This window comes from Methylobacterium sp. 275MFSha3.1 (assembly GCF_900108435.1).
Classification (GTDB): Bacteria; Pseudomonadota; Alphaproteobacteria; order Rhizobiales; family Beijerinckiaceae; genus Methylobacterium.
Genome location: NZ_FNWP01000002.1, coordinates 1 through 19,234, shown reverse-complemented (window position 1 = coordinate 19,234; position 19,234 = coordinate 1). Strand labels below are relative to the sequence as shown.

At 70.8% G+C, this 19,234-nt stretch carries 17 protein-coding genes and 1 tRNA gene; 6 read left to right on the top strand and 12 right to left on the bottom strand.

The genetic code is table 11. The features are described 5' to 3' along the window. Positions 1–72 precede the first annotated feature (72 nt). The 8 genes from BLW78_RS00095 to BLW78_RS00060 all read right to left on the bottom strand — a co-directional run bounded on the left by BLW78_RS00095 (position 73) and on the right by BLW78_RS00060 (position 11,318). Positions 73–1,053, bottom strand: coding sequence for an ABC transporter ATP-binding protein (locus BLW78_RS00095; RefSeq protein ID WP_056524456.1), 981 nt, complete (start codon positions 1,051–1,053; stop codon positions 73–75). Further along, on the bottom strand, positions 1,050–2,030 hold the full coding sequence (locus tag BLW78_RS00090) for an ABC transporter ATP-binding protein (protein ID WP_091675517.1): 981 nt from the start codon (positions 2,028–2,030) through the stop codon (positions 1,050–1,052). The genes BLW78_RS00095 and BLW78_RS00090 overlap by 4 nt, the downstream gene beginning before the upstream one ends. A 139-nt stretch (positions 2,031–2,169) precedes the next feature. Continuing rightward, entirely contained in the window at positions 2,170–3,141 is a 972-nt protein-coding gene (locus tag BLW78_RS00085) for an ABC transporter permease (RefSeq protein ID WP_042672010.1), read from the bottom strand. Between the two features lie 175 nt (positions 3,142–3,316). Further along, a complete protein-coding gene (locus tag BLW78_RS00080) occupies positions 3,317–4,297 on the bottom strand; it encodes an ABC transporter permease (RefSeq protein ID WP_020091342.1) in 981 nt (326 codons plus the stop codon). Between the two features lie 10 nt (positions 4,298–4,307). Next, on the bottom strand, positions 4,308–5,924 hold the full coding sequence (locus BLW78_RS00075) for an ABC transporter substrate-binding protein (RefSeq protein ID WP_091675515.1): 1,617 nt from the start codon (positions 5,922–5,924) through the stop codon (positions 4,308–4,310). 351 nt (positions 5,925–6,275) lie between these two features. Beyond that, positions 6,276–9,434, bottom strand: a complete 3,159-nt coding sequence (locus BLW78_RS00070) for a multidrug efflux RND transporter permease subunit (RefSeq protein WP_042672012.1) — start codon at positions 9,432–9,434, stop codon at positions 6,276–6,278. A gap of 18 nt (positions 9,435–9,452) precedes the next feature. Next, positions 9,453–10,733 carry an efflux RND transporter periplasmic adaptor subunit gene (locus BLW78_RS00065; protein WP_026604651.1) on the bottom strand — a complete coding sequence of 427 codons (1,281 nt, stop codon included), beginning with the start codon at positions 10,731–10,733 and terminating at the stop codon, positions 9,453–9,455. Between the two features lie 156 nt (positions 10,734–10,889). Then, on the bottom strand, positions 10,890–11,318 hold the full coding sequence (locus BLW78_RS00060) for a hypothetical protein (protein ID WP_020091346.1): 429 nt from the start codon (positions 11,316–11,318) through the stop codon (positions 10,890–10,892). 270 nt (positions 11,319–11,588) lie between these two features. Between BLW78_RS00060 and BLW78_RS00055 the strand changes: the two genes are divergently transcribed. From BLW78_RS00055 to BLW78_RS00045, 3 genes are all read left to right on the top strand, one after another. Then, positions 11,589–12,152 carry a L,D-transpeptidase gene (locus BLW78_RS00055; protein WP_020091347.1) on the top strand — a complete coding sequence of 188 codons (564 nt, stop codon included), beginning with the start codon at positions 11,589–11,591 and terminating at the stop codon, positions 12,150–12,152. Positions 12,153–12,320: 168 nt separating this feature from the next. Further along, positions 12,321–12,869 carry a formaldehyde-activating enzyme gene (locus BLW78_RS00050; RefSeq protein WP_012321386.1) on the top strand — a complete coding sequence of 183 codons (549 nt, stop codon included), beginning with the start codon at positions 12,321–12,323 and terminating at the stop codon, positions 12,867–12,869. A 129-nt stretch (positions 12,870–12,998) separates the two neighbouring features. After that, positions 12,999–13,631, top strand: a complete 633-nt coding sequence (locus BLW78_RS00045; RefSeq protein WP_020091348.1) for an outer membrane protein — start codon at positions 12,999–13,001, stop codon at positions 13,629–13,631. Between the two features lie 52 nt (positions 13,632–13,683). On the opposite strand, the gene BLW78_RS00040 is transcribed toward BLW78_RS00045, so the two are convergent. Together BLW78_RS00040 and BLW78_RS00035 are read right to left on the bottom strand one after the other, a co-directional pair. Further along, positions 13,684–14,727: a MaoC family dehydratase gene (locus tag BLW78_RS00040; protein ID WP_043353002.1), complete on the bottom strand. Its 1,044-nt coding sequence runs from the start codon at positions 14,725–14,727 to the stop codon at positions 13,684–13,686. Positions 14,728–14,739: 12 nt separating this feature from the next. After that, complete coding sequence (locus tag BLW78_RS00035) at positions 14,740–15,042, bottom strand: YggT family protein (protein WP_020091350.1); 303 nt, start codon at positions 15,040–15,042, stop codon at positions 14,740–14,742. Positions 15,043–15,165: 123 nt separating this feature from the next. Here BLW78_RS00035 and BLW78_RS00030 point away from each other — a divergent pair. Both BLW78_RS00030 and BLW78_RS00025 read left to right on the top strand, forming a co-directional pair. Next, positions 15,166–15,241 (top strand) — tRNA-Ala (locus BLW78_RS00030). Positions 15,242–15,511: 270 nt separating this feature from the next. Then, positions 15,512–16,840 (top strand): alpha-amylase family glycosyl hydrolase, encoded by a 1,329-nt coding sequence (locus BLW78_RS00025; protein WP_091675513.1) that lies wholly within the window; start codon positions 15,512–15,514, stop codon positions 16,838–16,840. A 53-nt stretch (positions 16,841–16,893) separates the two neighbouring features. Here BLW78_RS00025 and BLW78_RS00020 read toward each other — a convergent pair whose 3' ends face one another. Continuing rightward, positions 16,894–17,277, bottom strand: a complete 384-nt coding sequence (locus tag BLW78_RS00020; protein ID WP_091675511.1) for a hypothetical protein — start codon at positions 17,275–17,277, stop codon at positions 16,894–16,896. Between the two features lie 383 nt (positions 17,278–17,660). Next, complete coding sequence (locus BLW78_RS00015) at positions 17,661–18,080, bottom strand: RNA polymerase subunit sigma-70 (protein ID WP_244526685.1); 420 nt, start codon at positions 18,078–18,080, stop codon at positions 17,661–17,663. 260 nt (positions 18,081–18,340) lie between these two features. On the opposite strand from BLW78_RS00015, the gene BLW78_RS00010 reads away from it, so the two are divergent. After that, on the top strand, positions 18,341–19,234 hold an 894-nt coding region (locus BLW78_RS00010; RefSeq protein ID WP_139307662.1), incomplete at its 3' end, for a PAS domain-containing protein.

The window sequence follows — 19,234 nt, the reverse complement described above, 5'->3', positions numbered from 1 at the left end:
CGGGCCGAGCGCAACGGCCGCCCGGGGCAGCCCCCGGGCCCGCATGTCAGGCCCGCTTGTCAGGCCCGCTTGTCAGGCCCGCCCCTCCTGCACGGCGTGGCAGGCGACGCCGTCGAGGAGCGCCGGCACCTCGGTCCGGCAGCGGTCGTTGGCGAGCGGGCAGCGCGGGTTGAAGGTGCAGCCGGGCGGCGGGTCGATCGGGTTCGGGATCTCGCCGGAGACCGGCACCCGGGCGCGGCCGACATGGGCGAGGTCGGGCACCGCGTCGAGGAGCATCCGCGTGTAGGGGTGGCGCGGCGTCGCGAACAGGTCCCTGGCGGACGCGACCTCCACGAGGCGGCCGAGATACATCACGCCCACGCGGGTCGCCATGTGGCGGACCACGGCGAGGTTGTGGGAGATGAACAGGTAGGTCAGCCCCAGCCGGTCCTGCAGGTCGCGCATCAGGTTGAGGATCTGCGCCTGCACCGAGACGTCGAGCGCCGAGGTCGGCTCGTCGCCCACCAGGAACTCGGCCTGGCTCGCCAGCGCCCGGGCGATCGCCACCCGCTGGCGCTGCCCGCCTGAGAATTCGTGCGGGTATTTTTTGGAATCATCCGCGTGGAGGCCGACAAGTCCCAGAAGCTCGCCGACCCGGGCGCGGATCGCCCCCTCCCCCTGGATCAGGTCGAAGGCCCGGATCGGCTCGGCGATGATCTTCCCGACCCGCCAGCGCGGGTTCATGGACGCGTAGGGGTCCTGGAAGATCATCTGGATCCGGGCGCGCAGGCGCCGCCGCGCCGCGGCCTGGCGCGGGTCGGTCATCGAGACGCCGGTGATCCGCACCTCGCCGGCCGTGGGCGGCAGCAGGCCGACCACCATCCGGGCCACCGTCGACTTGCCGGAGCCGGATTCGCCGACGATCGCGAAGGTCTCGCCCTTCCGGATCTCGAAGCCGACGCGGTCGACCGCCGTGAGGAATTTCCGCGGCTCGCGCTCGATCACCCGGTTGAGCCAGGGCTTCGAGACGTCGAACTGGCGGCGCAGGTCGGTGACTTCGACGTAGGCGCTCACGCTGCGCGCTCCGCTGCATCGTACAGGTGACAGGCCACCCGGCTCTCGTCGACCGGGATCGGCTCGGGCCGCTCGACCCGGCAGCGGGCGAAGACCTTCGGGCAGCGCGGGTTGAAGGCGCAGCCCTTCGGGATGGCGGTGAGCCGCGGCATCGAGCCCGGGATCTGGCTGAGCCGGTCGGCCTCCTGCGAGAGGGTCGGGATCGCCCCCATCAGGCCGACCGCGTAGGGGTGGTGGGGCTTGGCGATCACCGAGGCGACCGGGCCGATCTCGGCCACCCGCCCGGCATACATCACCGCCACCCGGTCGGCGGCCTCGGCGATGACGCCCATGTCGTGGGTGACCAGCATCACCGCGGTGCCGTGCTCGCGGCACAGGCGCTTCAGCAGCGTGATGATCTGGGCCTGGACCGAGACGTCCAAAGCCGTGGTCGGCTCGTCGGCGATGATCAGCTCCGGCTCGGCCGCGAGCGCGAGCGCGATCACCACCCGCTGGCGCATGCCGCCGGAGAACTCGTGCGGGTAGCCGTCGATGCGCCGCTCCGGCGCCGGGATGCCGACCTCGGCCAGCAGGTCGATGGCGCGCGTGCGGGCGGCCTTGGCGGACAGGTCGGTGTGGGTGCGCAGGGTCTCGACGATCTGGTCGCCGACCCGGAACAGCGGGTCGAGGGAGGTCAGCGGATCCTGGAAGATCATGCCGATGCGCTTGCCGCGCACGCGCCGCATCGCCTCGGGGGAGAGGTTGTCGATGCGCTCGCCGCGCAGGCGGATCTCGCCGCCGGCGATCCGGCCGGGGCGGTCGATCAGCCCGATCACCGCCGAGCCGGTCACCGACTTGCCGGCCCCGGACTCGCCGACCACGCCCAGGATCTCGCCGCGGCCGATGTCGAACGAGACCCGGTCGATGGCGGTGAGCGGCCCGCGGCGGGTGTCGAAAGCGACCGTCAGGTCGCGCACGGAGAGGATGGTGTCGGTCATGCCTTGGCCGTTCCGGCGTCCGGCCGTCGGACGGCCACTCCCGTCCTTGCGAGCGGAGCGAAGCAATCCAGCGGCGCCATGGTCACCAATGTCGCGCTGCCCTGGGTCGCTTCGCCGCGCTCGCGATGACGATGCCCGATCATTGCAGCTTCGGATTGAGCGCGTCGCGCAGCCAATCCCCCAGGAGGTTGATGGCGATGACGAGCCCGGCGAGCGCCAGCCCCGGGAAGGCGACGATCCACCACTCGCCGGAGAACAGGAACCGGTTGCCGGTGCGGATCAGCGTGCCGAGCGACGGCATGGTCTCCGGCAGGCCGGTACCGAGGAACGACAGCGTCGCCTCGGTGATGATCGCCAGCGCGAGGTTGATCGTCGCGATCACGAAGACCGGGCCGGTGACGTTCGGCAGGACGTGGCGGACCATGATCACCGGCGGCGACAGGCCGATCAGCCGCGCCGCCTGGACGTAGTCCTTGCCCTTCTCGACCATCACGGAGGAGCGCACGGTCCGGGCGTACTGCACCCAGAAGGACAGGCCGATCGAGACCACGATCAGCCCGATCAAGGGCCCGACGTCGAGGGCGCTGCCGAAACTCGCCTTGGCGACGCCGTCCACCACCAGGGCGATCAGGATCGCCGGGAAGGTGAGCTGCACGTCGGCGACCCGCATGATCAGCGTGTCGAGGAAGCCGCCCGCGTAGCCGGCGATCAGGCCGAGGGCGATGCCGAGGATGCCGGAGGTCAGCACCCCGAGCACGCCGACGATCAGCGACAGGCGCAGGCCGTACAGCACCGCCGAGAGCACGTCCCGGCCCTGGTCGTCGGTGCCGAGATAGAACGGCGCCTGTCCGTCCGCCTGCCAGATCGGCGGCAGGTTGGAGTTGATCAGGTCGAGCTGGGCCGGGTCGTAGGGGTTCTGCGGGGCGATCCACGGCGACGCGAAGGCGAGCCCGACCATCAGCAGCGTGGCGACCAGCGCCGCCACCGCCACCTTGGAGCGCAGGAAGTTCGCCAGCAGGTCGGAGTCGCGCCAGCGCGCGAGCCGCGAGGGCTTCGCCTCCGGCAATGGGACCGGCGGGGCGTCGCCCGCGTCGAGGTCGTATCCGCTCATCGGCCGCCCCTCACGCCGTGTCCGATTGGGAAGCTCAGGGAGGCAGCCGCCGTTCTCGCGAGCGGAGCGAAGCAATCCAGCAGCGCCACGCCGACCGGACGCGCGCTGCCCTGGGTCGCTTCGCTGCGCTCGCGATGACGGGGTGGCCAGGCGGAGGAGTCCGTCATGTCCGACCTCACGCCGTCCGCCCGGCGGGCAGCCGCAGGCGCGGGTCCACCACCGTGTAGAGGATGTCGACCACGAGGTTGATGGTCACGAAGATCAGCGCGACGAGCAGCAGGTACGCGGACATGATCGGGATATCGACGTTCTGCACGGCCTGGACGAAGAGCAGGCCCATGCCGGGCCACTGGAACACCGTCTCGGTGATGATCGAGAAGGCGATGACCGAGCCGAGCTGCAGCCCCGCGATGGTGATCACCGGCACCAGGGTGTTCTTGAGCGCGTGGCGCAGGTGGACGGCCCGGGTGGTGAGCCCCCGCGCCCGGGCGAAGCGGACGTAGTCGGTGCGCAGCACCTCCAGCATCTCGGCGCGGACCAGCCGCATGATCAGCGTCATCTGGAACAGGCCGAGCGTCACCGAGGGCAGGATCAGCGCCTTGAGCCCGGAGGCGGTCAGGAAGCCGGTGGTCCACCAGCCGAGCCGCACCGTGTCGCCGCGCCCGTAGGAGGGCAGCCAGCCGAGCGTCACCGAGAACAGGTAGATCAGCAGGATGCCGATCAGGAAGGTCGGCAGGCTGATCCCGATCAGCGAGACCGCCTGGAACAGCCCGGCCAGCCAGGACTCCCGGCGCAGCGCGCAGTACACGCCCATCAGGATCCCCACCACGAGGGCGAAGATCGTGGCGCAGAAGGCGAGCTCCAGCGTCGCCGGCATGCGCTCGGCGAGCAGCTGCGAGACCGGCTGCCGGAACTGGTACGAGATGCCGAACTGGCCCCGCACCACGTTGCCGGCGTAGCGGACGAACTGGACCAGGACCGGGTCGTCGAGGCCGAGATCCGTCCGGATCTGGGCCCGCTCGGCCACGGTGGTGTCGGGCCCGACGATCTGGTTCACGGGGTCGCCCGCGAACCGGAACATCGCGAAGGCGATGAGCCCGACGACCGCGAGGACCGCGGCCGCCTGGATCACCCGGCGCAGCAGGAAGGCGAGCACGCCCCGGCCCCTACTGCGGGTCCTTCGACACCCAGTAGAGCAGCAGCAGGTTGTCGGCGCGCTGCGTCAGGTGGACCTTCTTGGAGACGCCCCAGGCCAGCGCCTGCTGGTGCAGCGGGATGTAGCCCCAGTCGGCGTTGAGGACGTCGAAGCCCTCCTTGATCAGGGCGTCGCGCTTGGTCTTGTCGGTCTCGGATTCGACCTTGTCGGCGATCGCGTCGATCTTCGGGTCGCAGTAGCCCGCGAGGTTCCAGCTGCCCCGGCCCGACTTGTCGCCGGGCTTCCGGCAGCCGACGATCTCGTAGAGGATGTTGTGGCTGTCCAGCGAGGACGGGGTCCAGCCCAGCAGGTAGAACGAGGTGTCGTAGGCCGGCGCCAGCACCTTGGCGAAGTACTTGGCCTTCGGCTGGGCGTTCAGGTTCACCTTGACGTTGATGCGGGCCAGCATCGAGACCACCGCCTGGCAGATCGCCTCGTCGTTGACGTAGCGGTCGTTCGGGCAATCCATGGTCAGCGAGAACCCGTCCGGGTAGCCGGCCTGGGCCATCAGCTCCTTGGCCTTCTTGAGGTCGGTGGCCGGGCGCTTGAACTCGGCGCCGCGGTCGTAGAGGGCCGGGGCGATCATCAGCGCGGAGGGCACCGCCTGCCCGCGCATCACGCGCTTGGCGATCGTGTCCTCGTCGATGGCGAGGTAGAAGGCCTCGCGCACCTTGATGTCCTTGAACGGGTTCTTGCCCTTGACGCTGGAATCCTTCAGCTCGTCCCGGTCCTGGTCCATGCCGAGGAAGATCGTGCGCAGCTCAGGTCCCGCCATCACGGTGGCGGTGCCGCTGGCGTTGACCCGCTGCTGGTCCTGCAGCGGCACCGGGTCGATCCAGTCGACCTCGCCGGAGAGGAGCGCGGCGACGCGGGTCGCCGGGTTGGCGATGGTGGTGAGAATGGCCTCGTCGAGGTTCGACTCGACCTTGCCCCAGTAGCCGTCGAATTTCTTGAAGACGGTCTTCACGCCGGGCTGGTGCTCGGTGATCACGAACGGGCCGGTCCCGTTCTCGTGCAGCGTGGCGTAGCTCGGGCTGGTGGCGCTGGGCGGCGTCGGCTGCACGACGCCGTTCTTCTCGGACCACGCCTTCGACATGATCACCCAGGTCGGGAACTGGGCGATGGCGATCGGGTTCGGCTTCTTCAGCACCATGTCGACGGTGAAGTCGTCGACCTTCACGAACTCGGCGTCGGCGGGCACGTTGGTGGTGAAGTTCGAGCCCGGGGCGCGGACGCGCTGGGCGGAGAAGATCACGTCGTCGGCGGTGAAGGGCGTGCCGTCGTGGAACTTCACGTTCTTGCGCAGGTGGAAGCGCCAGCGGGTCGGCTCGGGCGTCTCCCAGGATTCCGCGAGGCCGGGGGCGAATTTCAGGTTCTTATCGAGGGTGACGAGGGACTCGTAGGCCGCCTGCTGCATTCCTTCCGTGAAGCTCTCCTTGAGGGAGTACGGGTCGAGGGATTTCAGGTCACCCTGGAAGGCGAAGCGGAAGACGTTGGCGGCCTGCGCGGGCAGCGCGGCGAACGCGAACGTCGCGACCGTGCTCGCGGCCACGCCGCGGGCGAGGGTCTTCAGGGCTGAGCGGGACAAGCGGATCTCCGAGACCGTGAATGCGCCACCGGCCGGCTGCCCCGGCGGTGTCCACCGCGGCGTCAGCAAGCATCGGACCATCTGTATACAAGACGAGGGCCGAGCCTGTCGCGGGGGCGCGACATCTCGTGTCTTTCGAAGCGCGTTCCGAAGCGCGTTTTCCCCGCTTCATCCCCGTTACAGAATCGCGGCTTCGACGCGCCCCGTCTTGGCGAGCGCAGCGAAGCCATCCAGGGCGGCGCCGCGCGACGGCGCGCTGCCCTGGGTCACGTCGCTCCGCTCGTGATGACGGAGCGGGCGGCATCCAGTGAAGACGTCGACCGGACGCCGCAACGCGCGGCCGGCGCCGGCCTACTCGGCCGCCACCCGCGCCGGCTCGTGCCGCGCCTCGGCCTCCGCCGCCTCGCCCTCCGCCACCGCCTTGCGCCGGAACAGGCGCATGACGACGACGAAGAAGACCGGCACGAAGAACACCGCCAGCACGGTCGCGGTGATCATGCCGCCCATCACGCCGGTGCCGATCGCCTGCTGGCTCTTCGAGGCGGCGCCGGTGGCGATGGCCAGCGGCACCACGCCGAAGATGAAGGCGAGCGAGGTCATCACGATCGGCCGGAACCGGAGCGTCGCCGCCTCGACCGCGGCCCGCACCACGGAGGTGCCGGGCTTCCAGAGGTCCTTGGCGAACTCCACGATCAGGATCGCGTTCTTGGCCGAGAGGCCGATGATCGTGATCAGCCCGATCTTGAAGTACACGTCGTTGGGCATGCCGCGCAGGTACACGGCCGCCACCGCGCCGATGACGCCGAGCGGGATGACCAGCATCACCGAGACCGGGATCGCCCAGCTCTCGTAGAGCGCGGCGAGGCACAGGAACACGATCAGCACCGACAGGGCGAGCAGCAGGCTCGCCTGGCTGCCCGCCTGCTTCTCCTGGTAGGACTGACCCGTCCAGGCGTAGCCGAAGCCCTTCGGCAGCTGCAGCATCAGCCGCTCCATCTCGGCGATGGCGTCGCCCGACGTGTAGCCGGGGTTCGGCTCGCCGGTGAAGCGCACCGACTGGTAGCCGTTGAAGCCGACGATCTGGCTCGGCCCCATGCTCCATTTCAGCTCCGCGAAGGACGACATCGGCACCATCGTGTTGGTGGCGTTCTTCACCGCGTAGTTGAGGATGTCCGACGCGTTCATGCGCTGGAGCTGCTCGGCCTGCACGTAGACCCGCTGCATCTTGCCCCGGTTGGGGAAGTCGTTCGGGTAGACCGAGCCGAGGTTGAGCTGGATCGTGTTGTTGATGTCCTCGAACTTCACGCCGAGCGCGGCCGCCTTCTCGCGGTCGATCACCAGCTCCGCCTGCGGGGTCGGCGGCAGGCCCTCGATCTTCACCTTCTGGAGAACCGGGCTCTGCGAGGCCAGCTTCAGGAGCTGTTCCTGGGCCGACAGCAGGGCCGCGTAGCCGCGGTTGGCCCGGTCCTGCAGGCGGAACGAGAAGCCCGCCGCGTTGCCGAGGTTGTCGACCGGCGGCGGCTCCTGCGCGTCCACCGTGGCGTCGCGGTACGTGGCGAGGGCTGCGTTGGTGCCGGCCACGAGCGCGGCGGCCGAGTTCTTGGCGTCGCGCTGGCTCCACGGCTTGAGGGTGACGAAGGCCTGGCTGGTGCTCGGGGCCTGCCCCGAGAACGAGAAGCCGTTGAGCATCGTCACGGTGGCGACGCCGGGCTGCGCCAGCAGGTGCTCCTCGACCTTGCGCACCGCCTCCTGGGTACGGTTGTAGGAGGCGCCCGGGGGCGTCTGGATGTCGACCGTGAAGAAGCCCTGGTCCTCGACCGGCAGGAAGCCCTCCGGCAGGTTGACGAAGGCGTAGGCCGTGCCCGCCACCAGCGCGACGTAGACCAGCATCACCCGGCCGGACTTCCGGATGAACGCCGCGGTGCCGCGGCCGTAGCGGGCGGTCTCGCGATCGACGAAACGGTTGAACATCCCGAACACGCCGCCCTTGGCGTGGCCGTGGCCCTTCTCGATCGGCTTCAGGAAGGTCGCGCAGAGCGCCGGCGTCAGCGACAGGGCGAGCAGCGCCGAGAACGCGATGGAGGTCACCATCGCGATCGAGAACTGCCGGTAGATGATGCCCACCGAGCCGGGGAAGAACGCCATCGGGATGAACACGGCGATCAGCACCAGGGTGATGCCGATGATCGCGCCGGTGATCTGCCCCATGGCCTTCTTGGTGGCCTCCTTGGGGGGCAGCCCCTCCTCGTTCATGATCCGCTCGACGTTCTCCACCACCACGATGGCGTCGTCGACCAGGATGCCGATGGCCAGCACCATGCCGAACATGGTGAGCACGTTCACCGAGAAGCCCGAGATCCACATCACCGTGACCGTGCCCATGAGAGCGATCGGCACCACGATGGTGGGGATCAGGGTGTAGCGGATGTTCTGCAGGAACAGGAACATCACGAGGAAGACCAGCACCACCGCCTCGACCAGCGTGTGCAGCACCTTCTCGATGGAGGCCTCCACCGCCGGGGTGATGTCGTAGGGGATGTCCCACTTCAGGTCCGGCGGGAAGAACTGGGACAGCTCCACCATCTTGGCGCGGATCGCCTTGGCGGTCTCGAGCGCGTTGCCGTCGGGGGCGAGCGTCACCGAGATGCCGGCGGCGGGGCCGCCGTTGAGGCGCGTGGAGAACTGGTAGGCGTCGCCGCCGAGCTCGATCCGGGCGACGTCGCGCAGGCGCACGTTCGAGCCGTCGGGATTGGCCCGCAGCACGATGGCGCCGAACTCCTCGATCGTGCCGAGCTGGCCCTTCACGATGATCGGCACGGTGAGCGCCTGCCGGGTCGGGCTCGGCTGCGCGCCGACCGAGCCGGAGGCGACCTGGACGTTCTGGTTGCGGATCGCGTCGGTGACGTCCGAGGCGCTGAGCGAGAGGCCGCGCAGCTTGTCGGGATCCACCCAGACGCGCAGCGACCGCTCCGTCGAGTAGAGCGTCGCGCGCCCGACCCCGGGGATGCGGCGGATCTCGTTGATGACGTTGCGGATCAGGAAGTCGCCGAGGCCGACCTCGTCCATCGACCCGTCCTTGGAGACCAGGGTGATGATGTTGAGGGTCGCGGCCGAGGCCTCCTCCACGAGGATGCCCTGCTGGCGCACCTCGGCCGGGAGACGCGCCTCCACGCGCTTCAGCCGGTTCTGCACCTCGACCGAGGCGAGCGACGGGTCGGTGCCGGGCTGGAAGGTGGCGGTGATGTTGACCGAGCCGAACGAGTCGGTGGTCGACTCGAAGCTCATGATGTTGGCGGCGCCGTTCAGCTCATCCTCGATGAGCCGAGTCGTGCCGATGTAGAGGCTCTCCACGGAGGCGCCCGGATAGGCCGTGGACAGGGCGATGGAGGGCGGGGCGATCACCGGGTACTGCGCCACCGGCAGGTTCGGGATGGCGAGCGCGCCGCCGAGGCAGATGAACAGCGCCACCACCCAGGCGAAGACCGGGCGGTCGATGAAGAAGCGTGCCATGATCGGGCTCTCCCGGACTCAGTGGCGCTGCTGGACGGCGGCGGCCCGCGGGGTGACCTCCGCCTTGTCGCCCGGCACGTCGGGCGCCTCGTCGGTGTCGTGCTTCGGTCCGGTCTCGCCGTGGACCGGGGTCTGGTCGAGGGGCTTCACCTTGGCGCCGACGGTGATCTTCTGGAAGCCGTCGATGATGACGCGCTCGCCGGCCTTGAGGCCCGAGCGGATCAGCCAGTTCTGCCCGACCACCGGCCCGACCTCGACGGGCTGGCGCATCACGGTCTCGTCGGCGCGCACGATCCAGACCTCGGCGCGACCGTCGTCGGTGCGCTGGATCGCCTGCTGCGGCACCGCGATCGCGTCGGAATCGATGCCCTGCTTGATCCGCGCCCGCACGTACATGCCGGGGAACAGCTCGTCGTGCGGGTTCGGGAACTGCACCCGCAGCGTCACCTGGCCGGTGCTCGGGTCGGCGGTGACGTCCGAGAACAGCAGCCGGCCCGCCAGCGGGTAGAGGGAGCCGTCATCCATGATCAGGTGGACGTTGGCGGTGTTGTCCTCCAGCCGCGCCAGCTCGCCGCTCGCGAGGTCCCGGCGCAGGCGGTTCAGCTCGCCGACCGACTGGGTGATGTCGACGTAGATCGGGTCGAGCTGCTGGATCGTGGCGAGCGCCCCGGTGGAACCCGGCTCGATCAGCGTGCCCTCGGTGAGCAGCGCCCGGCCGATGCGGCCGGTGATCGGCGCGCGCACGTCGGTCCAGCCGAGGTTGAGCTGCGCGCGGTCGCGGGTCGCCTTGGCGCCGGCCACCTCGGCCTCCGCCTGCTTCTTGGCCGCGAAGGCGGCGTCGTACTGCGCCTGGCTCGCGGTGGCGCGGGAGAGCAGCTGCTCGAGCCGGTCGGCCTGCTGGCGGGCGAGCACCAGGGCGGCCTCCTGGCGGGCGAGGGCCGCCTCGGCGCTGGCGAGCTCGACCTCGTAGGGCGCCGGGTCGATCTTGTAGAGGATGTCGCCCTCCTTGACCTGGCTGCCCTGCTCGAAGAGCCGCTTGACCACGAGCCCGGAGACCCGGGAGCGGACCTCGGCGATGCGCATCGGCGCGACGCGGCCCGGCAGGTCGCGCAGGTAGGGGATCGCCTGGGGTTCCACCTTGACGAACCCGACCTCCGGCACCGGCGGGGCCGGCGCGGCGACCTGCTTCGGGTTGCAGGCGGCGACACCCAGCAGGAGCAGGGCCGCGGGCAGGAGGGCGGTCGCGCGGGCCGAGGCGCGGAACGACGACGGGATTCTGGCGGACAAAGTGCGGGTCACGATTACCGACGCTCCTGAAAGCATGCGTCTGCTGAGGCTGGCGCGGAGCGTGGGCCCGCGCATCGTCGAGTCAGATCCCGGGACCGGTCACGAGGCCGGTCGGACGAAGATCAGGACGGGCGCGCCATCATGCCGGCCGCGAGACCGGCGCGCGCGTCAGGCCCGGCGTGGAGGCCGGTGCGGCGAACCGTCCGGCGCGGAGGCCGGTACGCTGTCGGACCTGTAGTCGAACGATGCGTTGACAGTGTGACGGGGGCGCGGCGCATCGACCGGCGGGCGCGGCAGCCCCAGTTCGGTGAGGATCTCGCTGTCGGCGGCGCAGAGATCGGTGCGGCCGAAGACCGAACGCTTGGCCTCGGACCGCTTGGCCTCGGGCTGCGCGTCCGGCGTGCCGGACAGGATCGTCAGGCGCGGGCTCGCGATGGCGCAGGCCGGGCCCTCCGGGCGCGCGGCCTCGGCCCGCGCGGGCGCGGCCACCAGCGCGGCCGTCGCGAGCACGAGCAGCGCCAGCGCGGCGAGGCCCCGGGCGAGGCGGTCCGGCAGGCCCGCGGCGCGGCGGGTCAGGAGAGCGGCGGATCGGATCACGAGTCTGAGATAAGCACGGCTGTCGCCGCGCGCAATCACCCACGGCGTCGCGCCACCCGCCCAGTGTTGCGCGCAGCACACAGCTGCGCCCGGAAGTGGCCATACCGGCGGGCCGGCCTCAACCTTGCCGTGAAGTCCGGGCCGGCTCGCCCCATGCGCGCAGGGGTTCCGCGCGGGCTTGGCCGAGATCTGCGAAGACACGCCGAGATCCGCGAAGACACGCGAAGACCCGCGAGTCCCCGCGCCGCGACGAACGGAGGACGGAAGACCATGGCGAGACGGATCGCGCTACTCGGGCTCGCGGGCCTGCTGCTCGGGAGCGCCCCGGCGGCGGCCGCCAACCCGCTGGACAGGGGTCCGATCGCGGACTTCCTCAACATCTTCCGCAGCCAGGCGATCCCGCGCGAGACGGTGGCGTGGACCGGCAAGGAGAAGCCCGGCACCATCGTGGTCTCGACCCGCCAGCGCCGGCTCTACTACGTGCTCGGCGGCGGCGCGGCGGTCCGCTACGGCGTGGGCGTCGGGCGGCAGGGCTTCTCGTGGTCCGGCACCAAGACCGTCACCATGAAGAAGGAGTGGCCGGACTGGCGCCCGCCGCAGCAGATGCTGGCCCGCCGCCCCGACCTGCCGCGGTACATGGCCGGCGGCCAGGACAACCCGCTGGGCGCCCGCGCCCTCTATCTCGGCTCGTCGCTCTACCGCATCCACGGCTCGAACGAGCCCGAGACGATGGGCGCGGCGGTCTCGTCCGGCTGCATCCGCATGACCAACAAGGACGTGACCGACCTCTACGACCGGGTCCGCGTCGGCACCAAGGTCATCGTGCGCGACTGACCGGGCGGGCGGCCGCGACGGCCGCCTCCCTCCGGCCGCCCCCTCCTCCCGCGCCGCGGAGCCGCAGCCGGTGGCGTGCGCCCGCCCGCGTCGACAGGCGCGGCGGGCCGGTGTTAGGAGCCGCGCCGTCGGGCAGAGCCGGATCGCCCGACCGCCACGAGGGACAGCATGAACGAGCGCATCATCCTGCGGGCCGGCGAGGCCCTGGTCGCGGGCGGGCCGCCCAACACCGCCTCCGAGCCCGAGGTCATCATCGGCGAGCTCGACGGGCCGGTCGGCACCGCCCTGGCCACGCTGACCGGCGATCAGGTCGTCGGCCACAGCCGCGTCTTCGCCCTGCTCAACACCGACATCATGGTCCGCCCGGTCACCCTGTGCGTGTCCAAGGTCAGCGTCACCGAGAGCAAGTACACCTCGATCCTGATGGGCACCGTCCAGTTCGCCATCGCCAACGGCGTGCTGGACGCCGTGCGCGCCGGCTACATCCCCAAACACAAGGCCAACGACCTCGGCATCATCTGCTCGGTCTGGCTCAGCCCGGGCGTCATCGAGGCCCAGCACGTCGACCACAAGGCGCTGTTCGACATCCAGCGCCGGGGCATGACCGAGGCCATCCGCAAGGCCATGACCAACGAGCCCTCGATCGACTGGCTCCTCGAGAACCAGGACAAGATCACCCACAAATACTACCAGATGGGCCTCGACGGAAAAATCTGAGCGCCCGGCGCCGCGGCGGTCGACCGCCCTGCCGCGTCGCCCGGTCAGCGGCGGGCGGGGCGCGCACGATCCCGCGGGCGGCCACGGCCGAGCCTGTCGCGATCCGGTGCCTTCGGGTAGGATGGCGGCATGAGCAGACGCGCCGATTCCCGTCCGTTCCGCCGCCTCGCGGCCGGCCTCGTGCTCGGGGCCTGCTGGCTCCCGGCCGGTCCCGCCGCCGCCCAGGCGCTGTTCTGGCCGTCCATCGGCTTCGCGCCGCTGCCCTCCTTCGCGTGGCCGCAGATGCCCGAGGACGCGTATGGCCGCTGGACCGGCTCCTACGCCCGCCTGTCGACCGGCTACGCGGTCAGCACGTCCCGGCATCTCGGCAGCTATTCGGGACCGACCATCGGGTTCGAGGGCGGCCGGATGTGGCAGGAGGGCCCGATCCTCTACGGCATCAGCGGCGGGTTCGACTATCTCGCCGGCCTCGGCGGCAACCTCACGCCGGGCTACGGGCGGCTCGCCTATTCCAACGACTTCGCCGGATCCCTGGAGGTGAAGGTCGGCACCCTCGTCGCGCCGGACGTGCTGGTCTACGCCAAGACCGGCGCCCTGGCCCTGCACCAGACGCTGCGCGTCGGGCCGACCCCGGGGTCGCTGCCGTTCGCGCGCCAGGACATCGCGGTCCGGCCGGTGGCCGGCGTGGGCGTCGAGTGGGCGGTCACGGACCGCCTGTCGCTGGCGGTCGAGGCGGGCGTGGTCGGCGGCGGGATCCGCTGAGGCGCGCCCCCCCGCCGGCCTCGCCGAGCGGTGCCGTCCGGGGCGCGGCCGCCTATTTCGGCACGAACGCCCAGTAGTCGAGATCGAGGATCACCGCCGGGTCGTAGCCGTCGCCGGCGCGGTCCGGGAAGGCGCCGCAGGGCTGGTTCTTGGTGGCGACCGTCCGCAGGCGCAGGAGCCCGACATCGTCGCGGCCGACATCGGCGGTCGCCAGCACCTCGCTCCAGGCATAGACCGTGTCGCCGGCGAAGAGCGGCGCCACGTGGCGGCCGGCGTTGATGCCCGCGAGGGCGAAGGCGTTGCCGAGCCCGTTGAAGCTCAGCGCCCGCGCCAGCGAGATCACGTGGCCGCCGTAGATCAGGCGCCGGCCGAAGCGGGTGTCCTTGGCGGCCAGCCCGTCGAAATGCACCTTGGCGGTGTTCTGGAACAGGCGCGTGGCGATCTGGTGCTCGGCCTCCTCGACGGTCATGCCGTCGACGTGGTCGATCTTCTCACCCACCGCGTAATCCGCGAAGCGGTGCGGGCTGCCGGCGAGGTCGGTGTCGTAGGCGGCGGCCGAGAGCTTCGGCAGCGCGCCCGCGAGGTCCTGTGGGTCGACCACCTTGGCGAGGCTCGGCACGTGCTCCTCGGCGATCGCCGCCTCGGGGTCGCGCTTGCGCACGAGCACCCAGCGGCAATAGCTCAGCACGGTCTCGCCGCGCTCGTCGGAGCCCACCGAGCGGACGTAGACCACGCCGGTCTGCCGGTTCGAGCTCTCCTTGAGGCCGATCACCTCCGACACCGTGGAGAGCGTCTCGCCCGGGTAGACCGGCCGCCGGAACCCGCCCTCGGCGTAGCCGAGATTGGCCAGCGCGTTGAGGGAGACGTCCGGGACGGTCTTGCCGAACACCATGTGGAAGGTGAGCAGGTCGTCGAGCGGGCTCTTCGGGTAGCCGATGGCCCGGGCGAAGGCGTCCGACGACTGCACGGCGAAGCGCGGCCCGTAGAGGCCCGTGTACAGCGCCACGTCGCCCACCGTCACGGTGCGCGGGGTGGCGTGGCGGATGGTCTCGCCGAGGCGGAAATCCTCGAAGAAGCGGCCGGGATTCGTCTTCACGGGCGTTCGACCCTACTGCGTGTAAACGTAAGCTGCGGGCACGGCGTATTCATGCAGCAGACGGCTGATGAACAGCAGCAGCAGGATGAGGATGATCGGCGAGATGTCGACGCCCCCGAGATTGGGCAGCAGGTTGCGGATCGGCCGCAGCACCGGCTCGGTCAGCCGGTAGAGCACCTCGCCGATCTGCGCGACGATCGGGTTGCGCACGTTCACCACGTTGAACGCGACGAGCCAGCTGAGAACCGCGCTTGCGATGAGGACGTAGATGAAAAGCTGGACGACCGTGTCGAAGAGCCAGATCAGGGCGTTCATGCGGGTCCGCGCGTATCCTTCGGGCCGCCAGCACCCCAGCGCCGGAGCGGCGCGCGGCGGGCGACGTTGAAACAGGGAATTGACAGGCTGAGCCGCCCGCGCCTACAAGGCCGGCGCCTCGACGGGGCTGTAGCTCAGATGGGAGAGCGCCGCAATCGCACTGCGGAGGTCAGGGGTTCGAATCCCCTCAGCTCCACCAGGCTTTCCTGGTGACAAGACAGCGTCCCGGTTCCGCAGCGATAGCGCTGGCGCGGCCGGGACTTAGCGCCGGTCCGCGGAGATCTCTTCCCGCCCCGCGCCACCTGCCCGATCCCACATCCCGACCCGTGACCGCGCCTGGCTCCAGGTCTCGGTCCGGGCTGCCCGGAGATCCCCCGCCGCGAGCCGAGGCCGCGTCCGGGCCGGCGGCGAGCCTGCAACCATCGCGGCGCGGCAGGGTTCGGTCCCGATCGGAGACGGAGGAGGTCGCGTGGCGTCCTGGATCGAACAGGCAGTCTGGTGGCAGGTCTTTCCCCTCGGCTTCGTCGGAGCCCCCGACGAAACCGACCCGGCCGCACCGGTCACGCACCGCCTCGCCCACCTGCACGGCTGGCTCGACTACGCGGTCGAGCTCGGCGCGTCCGGGCTGGCGCTCGGGCCGATCTTCGCGGCCTCCACGCACGGCTACGACACGGTCGACCATTTCCGCATCGACCCGCGCCTCGGCGACGCGGCCGATTTCGACGCCCTGGTCGCGGCGGCCAGGGCCCGCGGCCTCCGCGTCCTGCTCGACGGCGTGTTCAACCATGTCGGGCGGGCGCACCCGGCCTTCCAGGACGTCCTGCGGCACGGGCCCGAATCCGAGCGGTCCGGCTGGTTCCGGCTGTCCTGGCCGCGGGGCTCCGGCCCGGGCATCGAGCCGGACTACGCCTGCTTCGAGGGGCACCGGCAGCTCGTCACGCTCAACCACGACGACCCGCGAATCGCCGACCACGTCGCCGCCGTCATGGGCCACTGGCTCGCCCGGGGCGCCGACGGCTGGCGGCTGGACGCGGCCTACGCGGTGCCGCCGCGCTTCTGGGCGCGCGTGCTGCGGCAGGTCCGCCTCGCGCATCCGGAGGCCTACATCGTCGGCGAGGTGATCCACGGCGACTACGCCCGCATCGTGCAGGACACCGGCATGGATTCGGTGACCCAGTACGAGCTCTGGAAGGCGATCTGGAGCGCCCTCAACGATCGCAACCTGTTCGAGCTGGCCCACGCCCTGGACCGGCACAACGGCCTTCTCGACAGGTTCGCGCCCCTGACCTTCGTGGGCAACCACGACGTGACGCGCATCGCGAGCCGGCTCACCGACGAGCGGCACTTGCCGCACGCGCTGGCGATCCTGCTGACCTGCGGCGGGACGCCCTTGATCTACGCCGGCGACGAGCAGGCCTTCCGCGGCGTGAAGGAGGAGCGGGTCGGCGGCGACGACGCCATCCGGCCGGCCTTCCCGCCGACGCCCGCGGATCTCGCTCCCTACGGCTGGCCGATCTACCGGCTGCACCGGGACCTGATCGCCCTCCGGCGGCGCCACGCCGGACTCCACCGCGCGCGGGCGCGGGCGCTGCACCTCGCCAACGCGCAGATCGTGCTCGCGCTGGGCGACGGGAGCGCGCGGGTGCTGACGGCCCTGAACCTCGCCGACGCGGACGCGACGCTGCCGGTGCCGGAGGCCCGGGCGATCGAGGCCGGCACCGGCGATCTCGCCGAGGCCGGCAGCACCGGCGCCCGCGTGACCCTTCCGGCCCACGGCTGGGCCGTCCTGACCGTGTGACCGCCGCGCCTCGGCCGGAAAGGGGCCGGAAAGGGGCCGACCGCCCGCTCTCCCTAGCCGGTGCGGCGGGCCGTCCAGCGCCCCGCGCACGCACCGAGCCCGGACAAAGTCCAGCGACCGGTCCCGGCGGACCCGCGCAGGCGGCCCGTGACCGAGACGCTGGCCAGCCCCTTGCGGATCGTGCCGGTGATCCGGCCGTCCGGCCCGGCTCGGCCGGAGGCGTCGACGCCGTTGCCGCCGGCGTCGTCCACGGTCCCGTCCCGGATGACGATGGGATAGCTGTAGGGCCCCGTGCAGCTCCCGCTCTCCGCGGTGGCGATGACCGACCAGGACCCGTCGAACCGGTTGGCCGCGGAGGCTCCCGTCGCGGCGCAGACGGTCGTGCAGGCGGTCAGGATCAGGGCGGGCGCGAGCCGTGCGGCGCGAAGTCGGGTCATCGTCTCCTCAGTGATGGTCTCGGATCTCGGATGGGATTCCTCCGTGCCGGGCGGATCCGTCGCGCGGCACGGCGCGCGGGCGGACCGTCAGTCGGTGCGGTCGCCCGACGGAGCGTCGGGAGCCGGAGCACGGGGTGAAAGGGCAACGGGCCGGACGCGCGCCCGGAGCGGCGCGGGCGCCCGGCCTCGCGGCCGTGCCGGACAAGAGGGCCATCCGCCCGGCACAACCTCGGAAAAGGGGCGCGGAACCCGGCGGCGCCCGACGGCGCACGGCGCGTTCCACGACCGCGATATGGGGCCTAACACATTCGTGGGAATGAGATATTTTTACCAGTACGCCGTGTTTCTTACCGGCTCCGCGGGATGCCACGCGCCGACATGTCTCAGCGGGCCATCCCGACAGACACGCCGTTCCGCGACAGGCCGGTCGGCCCGGCGCGGCCGCCCGCGGGGCGGCTGCGCAGGAACGTGTCGAGCCATGCGGGCATCCCGGTTCCAGGCCGGAACGCCGCCCGGCGCTCCCAGGCCTTCAGGAGGGTGAGCCGGACGAGGTCGTCCCCCTGGACATCGCCCGCGATGGCGTCGCGGGTCAGCGTCAGCGCGCGGCGGCGCAGGTCCGGCACGGCGTCGACCAGCGCCGCCCCGAAGCCGACCGGGACCTGCCCTTCGGCCTCCGCGGCGTCCGCGGCCTCCGACAGGCGGTCGAGCAGGCGTCTTAGACGCGAAGTTTTCTCAAGTTCTGCAACTTCTGGAAAATTCTCGCGCCGACTCGTACATGATGTCGCACCCGGGGCGGAGATCACGTCCCCGTGTTCCGCGGGCCCCCGCACTAGTGGGTCAATATCCTGCACGGTCGGCATGGCCACGTCTTCTGGGAAGGGGGGCCGAGAGCGCGCGGGAACGGCGTCGCGGCGTTGCGAGCATTTATCTTTGGCTCAAAACGCCCGCGTCAATGGTGCGCGTATACCAGGAAAATAACTTAGATGAGGGAACCGGCTTGTGCGCAACCCGTTTGTGCCCCGCTGCCGACAAGGCAGTGACCGCGTGAAGGGGTACGGAAGCTGTGACGGCGGGCGTCGACAGGCATGAGCTCCGGCAGATCATCGCCGGCCTGAGCGAGGGCGTGATCCTGGTCGAGCCCGACCAGACCATCGCCTACGCCAACGCGGCCGCCCTGGCGATGCACGGTGCCGAGAGCCTCGACGAGCTCGGCTCCACCGTCGACGCCTATCGCGACCGCTTTTGCCTCCGCTACCGCAACCACATCACGCCCAACCAGTACCCGATCGAGCGCGTGATCGCCGGCGAGCGCTTCCACGACGTGGTGGTCGAGGTGCGGCGGGCCGACAAGCCCGACATGGACTTCGTGCACTCGCTGCGCAGCCTCGTGGCCACGGACCGCGACGGCAATCCGAGCTGCCTCGCGCTGATCCTGAAGGACGTCTCCGACCAGTTCGAGGCCGAGGAACGGTTCGAGCGCACCTTCAACGCCAACCCGGCCCCAGCCGTGATCACGCGGCTGTCCGACCTGCGCCACGTCAAGGTCAATCACGGCTTCCTGGAGATGACCGGCCACACCCGCGACGCCGTCATCGGCCGCAGCGTCTACGAGGTCGACGTCCTGGCCGGCGCGCGCAACCGCGACCTCGCCGTCGCGCGGCTCAACGCGGGCGGCACGATCCCGCAGATGGAGGCCTGCCTCGACCTGCCCGACGGCGGGCGTCGCTTCGTGATCGTCGCCGGGCAGCCGATCGAGATGGGCGACGAGCCCTGCATGCTGTTCACCTTCGCGGACCTGGAACTGCGCCGGAAGGCCGAGGCCGCCCTGCGCCAGAGCGAGGAGCGCTTCGCCAAGGCGTTCCGGATGACGCCGATCCCGACCGTGCTGGTGCGGGCCGAGGACGGCCAGGTCACGGGCGTGAACGAGGCGTTCAGCCGGGTCTTCGGCCTGGGCGGG